1 protein-coding gene is annotated in these 1,154 nt (G+C 59.3%); it reads left to right on the top strand.

All coding sequences use genetic code 11. The features are described from left to right. Positions 1-293 precede the first annotated feature (293 nt). Positions 294-1,154, top strand: an 861-nt coding sequence (locus GKC30_RS14820) for an integrase domain-containing protein (protein WP_155935749.1), incomplete at its 3' end; no start/stop codon positions are given.

Raw genomic sequence — 1,154 nt, 5'->3', positions numbered from 1 at the left:
CTGGAACACAGCACCCCCGCCGGACAAACGACAGGTATCTAGAAATCTGTCGTTGTCGCAATTCCCCCACGGCCACCGCTTATGCGCAGGACGAACGAGCCTGCGTGGTGGCACCCTTTATTGAATGGATTCTCAGGATTTTTCCTTCTGTGGGAAACGGACATTGATTTGTCCCGTGTCGGTTGTTGTGTGGCGCATTCGCGCCATGGGCAGGTCATTCCCCGGCAAACGGGGAAGGTCCGACCTGCTTTGTCCCGGGGCGCTGCCCCGAACTATTCTTGAAGGAGAAATCCATGACAAAATCCATCAGTCTGGTACTGGGCGCGAACAGGGCAACCCTGTCCGGCCCCAAATCGAAACAATACAGGATCCGCCAGAACGCCAAGGCCTTTGCAAAGCGGCTTCGCCGTGCAGGGTTCGGGGTTCGCAAATGGACCAACATCACGAACAAGCATTTTGCGGCGGTTGCCCGGCAAATGCAGGAAGAAGGCAGGGGTGACGGGCGCATCGCCGAAATTTTTTCGGCAGCCCGTGACCTTTGCAAGGCATACGGGAATACCGGCATCAGCCCGACCAATGATGTGTTCGACGTCCGGCGGGGCAGCATTGCCAACGCCAGTAGCAAAGCGGTTGCCCCCGCCTTCGTGCAGGGGGCAATCGACAAGCTGGAAAACGAGCTTGGCTATGAATATGGTCCCCGGTGTGCCGCCCAGATCCGCCTGCAATGGGAATTGGGACTACGCCGGGAAGAATCGGCCAAAGTCGATCTGGTCGCGGACTGGGACAGGGAAGGCCGCAGCCTTCTCGTCCGGTACGGGACCAAGGGGGGACGGCCCAGGACGCTGTTCAATCTGTCCGACAAGCAGCAGGATGCTCTGGAGCGTGCGCTGCCTTGGGTCAGCCAATCCGACAGGCCGGGGATTCATAATCTCATGCCGAGCGGGATGGGCGACAAGTGGCAGGAAAAGCTGTCCTATGCGGCCAGACTGTGCGGGTTCACCAAGAAGGAAAGCGGATGGACCCTGCACAGCAACCGCCATGAACGGTTTCATCGCATGTACGTCGAGCACACGGGTTTTCAGCCGCCCAACCAGCACGAATCCGTGGAAGCCTTCCAGAAGGCCGCACAGCACACGGCAGGGGACGAATGGCCC

This window comes from Pseudodesulfovibrio alkaliphilus (assembly GCF_009729555.1).
Lineage (GTDB): Bacteria > Desulfobacterota > Desulfovibrionia > Desulfovibrionales > Desulfovibrionaceae > Pseudodesulfovibrio > Pseudodesulfovibrio alkaliphilus.
This window is presented reverse-complemented; position numbering and strand designations above follow the sequence as displayed.